Raw genomic sequence first — 5,364 nt, 5'->3', positions numbered from 1 at the left:
CGTGAAGGCGGCCGAGGCCCGGGCCCGGGCCTCGGCCGCCTTCACGCGCTCTTCGGCGGCGATGACCTGCGCTTCCGCGCGGACCTGCGCGTCCCGCGCCTGCACTTCGGCGATGCGGGCCCGTTCGTTGGACGCGGTGATGTCGTCGCGGACCCGCTCCAGCACGTGCTCGATGCGCTCCTCGCGCTCCCGCGCCTGGGCCTCGACTTCGCGCGCCTGGCGGGCTGCGGCCTGCACCCGGTGGATCAGCGCGTCCCAATCCTGCGGCGACGATTGCGGCGTCGGCAGCGGGGCCTGCTCGTTCAGGGATGACACCACCCGCAGGACGTTGCCGAGATTGGCTTCCGGGGCAGCGCCCGGCTCGCGCTTCGATTTGTCGGCGGTGCGGAAGCGCGGATCGTTCAAAAGCCGCTGCAGCTCGCTCACGGGGCGCCCTCTCCCTGCCTGTAGACGTTGGGGTGATTAAACTGATCGTAATGATTAACAAACCGTTAAAATCAAGTCGATGGGGTGAGGCTTTGTTAACATAGGCTGCGCCGGGTGCTGGAATTCGGGCGGGCTGAACGGACCGCGCCGGCCGTCTCCGCGACACCGGAAGGCCCGGCGCCCCGGCCGTTCGCGGAACTGGATGGGCCCATGCCGGCTTCCCCCACGCAGGATGCCTGCCGGAGGAACAGCTTGATGCGCAACGGTGCCCAGGATCGAGGTCCGACCTCTTCCGGGCCGGACCGGGACGCGGCGCGCGGGTTCGCCGACGCCCTGCGCGATCAGGCACACGGCTATGCCGGCAAGCGGCGGGCCGATGCGCTCCGGGTCGTCTCCGATGTCGGCGATGCCATCCAGGATACGGGCGCCGGCTTCGACGGGCTGCCGCAGGTGAAGGCCTTCTTCGATCAGGCCGCGCTCGGTGTCGACGGGCTGGCCGAGGACATGTCCCGCCGCTCCTTCGGCGAGATGTACGACGAAGTCCGGGCCGCCGCCCGGCGCCGGCCCGTCCTGACCGCGGCCGCCGCCATGCTGGCCGGCGTCGCGCTCTACCGGCTGATCAACCCACCCGGGATCCGGCCGGTGCCGCGGTCGCGGGCCCTGGTCCCGGTCGACGTCCTGCCGACGCCGGACCTCTAGCGCCGCGTCGCGGAGCGCGGATTCCGGGACCAAGCCGCCCCGGATGGGACAGCCGATCAGCCGAGTTGCGCGGGTTCTCCCGGATCGTCCTGGACATCTGCTCCCGGACGAGGCCTGAACGTTTCGATTTCGCATCGTCCCCGAGCGCCGGAAACCGGCGCCCGAGGCGATGCCCCACCGGAGAACAGGACCCCATGACCAACGCGGCGGACGAACTCGAGCAGGATGTGGAGGCGAGCCGCGGGCGCCTGGATCGCACGCTGGGCGATCTGCAATCCCGCCTTCAGGGGCCGGGCATCCCCCGGGATCTCGGCGACCTGAAGCGGTCCGGGCAGGCCGCCGGCGAGGCGGTCGAGCGGTTCGTCGCCGACGTGCGGGTGAACCCCGTGCCGGCCCTGCTGATCGCCGCCGGGCTCGGCCTGCTGGTCTACGACGTGTTCCGGTCTACGGCGCGCCGGCGTTCGACCGGGCTCTCGGCCGGATCCCCGGCTGCGGATCGGGACCTCGCCGCGAACCGGGCGGACCGGATGGAGGAGCGGCTCGACGAGGCGCTGGAAGAGAGCTTTCCGGGCAGCGATCCGGTCTCGGTACGGATCACCAAATAGGACCTATCGGTCCCCCCCGAGACCCGGGAGCGGCGGGTCGGCCCCACCGTCCCCGCTTCAACGGACGCCCGCCGTCGCCCGCACGGTGGGTCGCAGCCGAGAACAACCGCGCCGACCGGGCCGGGGGCCGGTCGATCGCCGGTATTCGGCCTGAAAACGTCGACTATTCGGCAACATCTGCTTTCGATCCCGGCCCGATTGTCATGCCCTCGGGCAACGCCACCGATCGGCGATGGAACATGCCTGCTTCCGAACCCGTATTCATCCCGGTAGCGCGATTGGGAGGCGAAGGGGGGCTGACATGACCGACAGAGACCCCGACGCGCATTCCATCCCGGATTCCGATCCCCAGGCAGCCCGGATGCCGGAGGTTCTGCGCCTCTCGACGGCCCTGGCGGAGCAGATGCTGGCCTCGTAGATCATGGGGCGCTCGATCTCGGGCGATCAGCTCGCCGCGCTGGTGGGTGCGGCGCGGCTCCTTCAGCACAACAACGTGCCCTGGCCGCCCCTCGTTCACGAGGTCGTCCAGGAGTTGGCCGACCGCATGGACGCCGCCGGACCGCAGGCCGACGGGGCGGCCTGACACGCATCCGACACCCCGTCGGACCGGCTCCGCGCGGTCGTCGCGGCAGGATGAGAGGTCGCCGACCGCGGTGGTGCGCCGCCGCAGCCCCGACCGCTTCGCCGACCCGCCGTCACAGATCGGGATCTCAGCCATGTGGTACCTCTACGGCTTCGTGCTGCTGGCAGGCGTCGCCAACGCCGTCCAGGCCGGGCAGAACGGGGCGCTCTCCAAAGGGCTGGCCGAATCGCTGACCGCGGGGCTCGTGGTGGCGGCCGGGACCGCCACCTGCATCCTCGTGGTCGGCCTCCTCTCCGGCAGGCTCACCTGGCCCACGGCGGACCAGGTTATGGCGATGCCCTGGTGGGCGTGGTTCGGCGGCATCCTGGGCGGCTGCATCATCCTGGCGCAGTTCATCGTGGCGCGGCAGATCGGGGCCGCGCCGTTCCTCGGCCTTCTCGTCACCTCGGGGGTGGTCACCTCGATCGTGCTGGACCATTTCGGCTGGGTCGGCTTCGAGACGCATCCCGCCGGCCTGTGGCGCATCCTCGGCGGCCTCCTGATGGTCGTCGGCGTGGCGCTGGTCGCGACCTTCTGACGACCGGGCGCGGGCCGCTCCGCCGGCATCCCGGAACGGTCCCGCTCCGCACGGGGTTGCTCTTGGGAGAGTTCAGGGAGAGCGCGATGCTGACGGGTGGTCTGCTGTGGCTGATCGGGGTGCCGATCCCCGTCCTCATCCTGATCTGGTTCTTTTTCCTGCGCGGACGATAGCGTCCGCCACGGGCGGCGAACCTGCGAGATGCGAACCCCCGTGATCACCGCGCCCTCGCACGCGGACCAGCCGCGGCGCCCGCACGCCGCGATCGTCGTCTCGACAGAACTGCGCCTGCCTGTATCGTGCCGGAATGCGCACCGCCCTCGCCGCCCTCACCCTCGTCATGGCTGCCGGGGTTGCGCTCGCGCAGCAACAGCCGCCCACGGTGCCCGAGCTGCTGACAGCGGAGGCGAAGGCCGCGCTCGGATGCGAGGGATCCGGCGATCCTGCCGTGATCCGGGAGCAGTGCCGGCTCCGGGACCGGCTGAGCGGACGCCTGGCTCAGGCCGGCTATTGCTGGGGCCGCAAAGGGCAGAGCGACGAGAAGAAGGACTGGCACGCCTGCCAGCCTGATTCGATCTTCGAGGACGACATCGAGGCGGTCCAGCGCTGAGCCTCGATCTCGAAAGGTCGTGGATCTTCGGCGCCCCCGATGCGCCGAGCACCGGGCCGGCTTCAGCGGAAAAAGCCTCAGATCCTCGTCTAGAGCCGTGCTCGACCACATTGGGTCGGGCACGGCTCTAAGCTCTTGTTTTGACGCGCTCTGTTGCGACGAACCGGAGCCACTTCGTCGGAGAGCGCTCTAGCTGATCGCCGCCGGGTGGCGGGATGGCGCGCCCTTGTAATGTCGCGGGATCAGCGGGCAGCCATCGTGGACGCGGAAATGTGACGGCGAGGCGCGCCGCACCGCCGTGTAGCCGCCCTGAATCATCAGGCGTCCGAAGCAGGCCGGGCAGCGCTTGAGGGCGTCGCGATGGCGCGCTTGCGCCTCGTCGACCGTCATGGCCACCCAGGCCCCTTCGACGGAGACTTCGCAGGTCGGGGTTCCGGGCTTCACCATGACGCGACGATGCCGTCTGCCGGCGGGCCGCGCCAGCGCAGGGGCGCCACAGCGGGCCGCCGACAGGCGTGCAGGTTATGCCGCAAAGCGTCGCGGCCGGACCCGGTCCGGGCCTCGTCGCGCCGAGGTCGTGTGCCGGATGGTCGATCGTACCCTGCGCGGCGGCGCAGCAACTACTTCTGCGCCGACCGGGTCTTGATACACAACAACACGCGCCGGATGTGGTTGCGCAACTGATCTTTGCTGTCCGACGGTGCCTCGGTTTTCTTGGCCGAGTCCGGTTTGTTACACGTCGACATGGCAAGTGCCCCAAGGAAGGAGCGCCACCTCAGCGGGCCTTAGGGCCTTGGTTCGGAAGGCGATCGCCAATAGCTTTAGTGGATCGTCTCGCCAAAATCTCGACATAATTGCAACTCGCGCAGCCAATTCAGGTTTGAGATATTTTAAGGTTTATCGTTGTTTTTGAATGCTGCTGTGCCGTTACGCACTACGTAGCCGAATTCATGGACCCTTGCGGGGGATTCGATCTGGGGGACCTGCCAGATGCCCGAGCGCTTCTACTTCGACATCGAGAACGGCGCCGAGGCGATCCGCGACGAGGACGGCGTCGAGGCTGCCAGTCCGGATGCGGCCCTGGAGGAAGCCCGGAGCGTGATCCGGGAGATGGCCGCCGAGTTGGCCGCCGCAGATCCCGACGCGGCCTGGACCCTGATCGTGCGCGACGCGTCCGGATTCGTGATCGGTCGCCTGCCGGTCACGCCCTAGATCCGCGCCGGCCCCGCGGCGATCGGCGGGGCCGCACAGCCGGCCGCGGCCGGCGCGTCAAAAATGCGCGGGCGGGCGGCGGATCTTGGCCGCAGGTCCAAGAGCTAGCGGAGCATGTGGTATCTCTACGGACTCACCATCCTCGCCGGCCTCGCGAATGCGATCCAGCCCGGCCAGAACGCGACGCTCTCGAAATCCCTCGGCCTGCCGATCACGGCCGCGCTGCTGACGCTGCTCGTCAGTACGTCCGCCCTCTTGGTGGGCGGCCTCGCCGTCGGCAAGCTCGAGATCCCGAGCGGGCAGCAATGGGCGCAGGTGCCCTGGTGGGCCTGGCTCGGCGGGTTCCTCAGCATCCTGCTGATCCTCGCCCAACTCTACGCGTCGCCGGCCATCGGCGCCGCGTCCTTCCTCGGCATCATCGTCACCGTGGGCGTGGTCGCCTCGATCGTGCTCGACCATTACGGCTGGGTCGGCTTCGCGGTGCATCCGGCAAGCCTCTGGCGGATGCTGGGCGCCGTCCTGATGATAGCCGGCGTGGCGCTGGTCGCGCTGTTCTGAGCGGCTGACGCGCTCAGAACGAATCTGGGATGGCCACGGCCTCGGCGGCGTAGCGAGCCCGGCCGGGGCCGTCGGCCGGCACGCCGCTGTCGGC

The 5,364-nt window shown here is 69.5% G+C and carries 9 protein-coding genes; 7 read left to right on the top strand and 2 right to left on the bottom strand.

Annotation, left to right across the window (positions count from 1 at the left end; translation table 11 throughout):
- The coding region (locus tag FV228_RS19235) for a hypothetical protein (protein ID WP_147856088.1) at positions 1 to 426 on the bottom strand (426 nt) is incomplete at its 3' end.
- Between the two features lie 255 nt (positions 427 to 681).
- On the opposite strand from FV228_RS19235, the gene FV228_RS19230 reads away from it, so the two are divergent.
- The 5 genes from FV228_RS19230 to FV228_RS19215 all read left to right on the top strand — a co-directional run bounded on the left by FV228_RS19230 (position 682) and on the right by FV228_RS19215 (position 3,500).
- On the top strand, positions 682 to 1,125 hold the full coding sequence (locus FV228_RS19230) for a hypothetical protein (protein ID WP_147856087.1): 444 nt from the start codon (positions 682 to 684) through the stop codon (positions 1,123 to 1,125).
- Between the two features lie 194 nt (positions 1,126 to 1,319).
- Positions 1,320 to 1,730, top strand: a complete 411-nt coding sequence (locus tag FV228_RS19225; RefSeq protein WP_147856086.1) for a hypothetical protein — start codon at positions 1,320 to 1,322, stop codon at positions 1,728 to 1,730.
- A 421-nt stretch (positions 1,731 to 2,151) separates the two neighbouring features.
- Entirely contained in the window at positions 2,152 to 2,313 is a 162-nt protein-coding gene (locus tag FV228_RS33215; RefSeq protein ID WP_187277818.1) for a hypothetical protein, read from the top strand.
- 133 nt (positions 2,314 to 2,446) lie between these two features.
- Positions 2,447 to 2,890, top strand: coding sequence for a DMT family transporter (locus FV228_RS19220; RefSeq protein ID WP_147856089.1), 444 nt, complete (start codon positions 2,447 to 2,449; stop codon positions 2,888 to 2,890).
- A 307-nt stretch (positions 2,891 to 3,197) separates the two neighbouring features.
- Entirely contained in the window at positions 3,198 to 3,500 is a 303-nt protein-coding gene (locus FV228_RS19215) for a hypothetical protein (RefSeq protein WP_147856085.1), read from the top strand.
- Between the two features lie 189 nt (positions 3,501 to 3,689).
- On the opposite strand, the gene FV228_RS19210 is transcribed toward FV228_RS19215, so the two are convergent.
- Positions 3,690 to 3,947: a hypothetical protein gene (locus tag FV228_RS19210; protein WP_147856084.1), complete on the bottom strand. Its 258-nt coding sequence runs from the start codon at positions 3,945 to 3,947 to the stop codon at positions 3,690 to 3,692.
- 543 nt (positions 3,948 to 4,490) lie between these two features.
- Between FV228_RS19210 and FV228_RS19205 the strand changes: the two genes are divergently transcribed.
- Positions 4,491 to 4,712 (top strand): hypothetical protein, encoded by a 222-nt coding sequence (locus FV228_RS19205; RefSeq protein WP_147856083.1) that lies wholly within the window; start codon positions 4,491 to 4,493, stop codon positions 4,710 to 4,712.
- 114 nt (positions 4,713 to 4,826) lie between these two features.
- The gene (locus FV228_RS19200; protein ID WP_147856082.1) at positions 4,827 to 5,270 is read left to right on the top strand and encodes a DMT family transporter; all 444 of its coding nucleotides are present in this window, start codon (positions 4,827 to 4,829) and stop codon (positions 5,268 to 5,270) included.
- The last annotated feature ends 94 nt before the right edge of the window (positions 5,271 to 5,364 follow it).

It is taken from the genome of Methylobacterium sp. WL18 (genome assembly GCF_008040015.1).
Classification (GTDB): domain Bacteria; phylum Pseudomonadota; class Alphaproteobacteria; order Rhizobiales; family Beijerinckiaceae; genus Methylobacterium; species Methylobacterium mesophilicum.
This window is presented reverse-complemented; position numbering and strand designations above follow the sequence as displayed.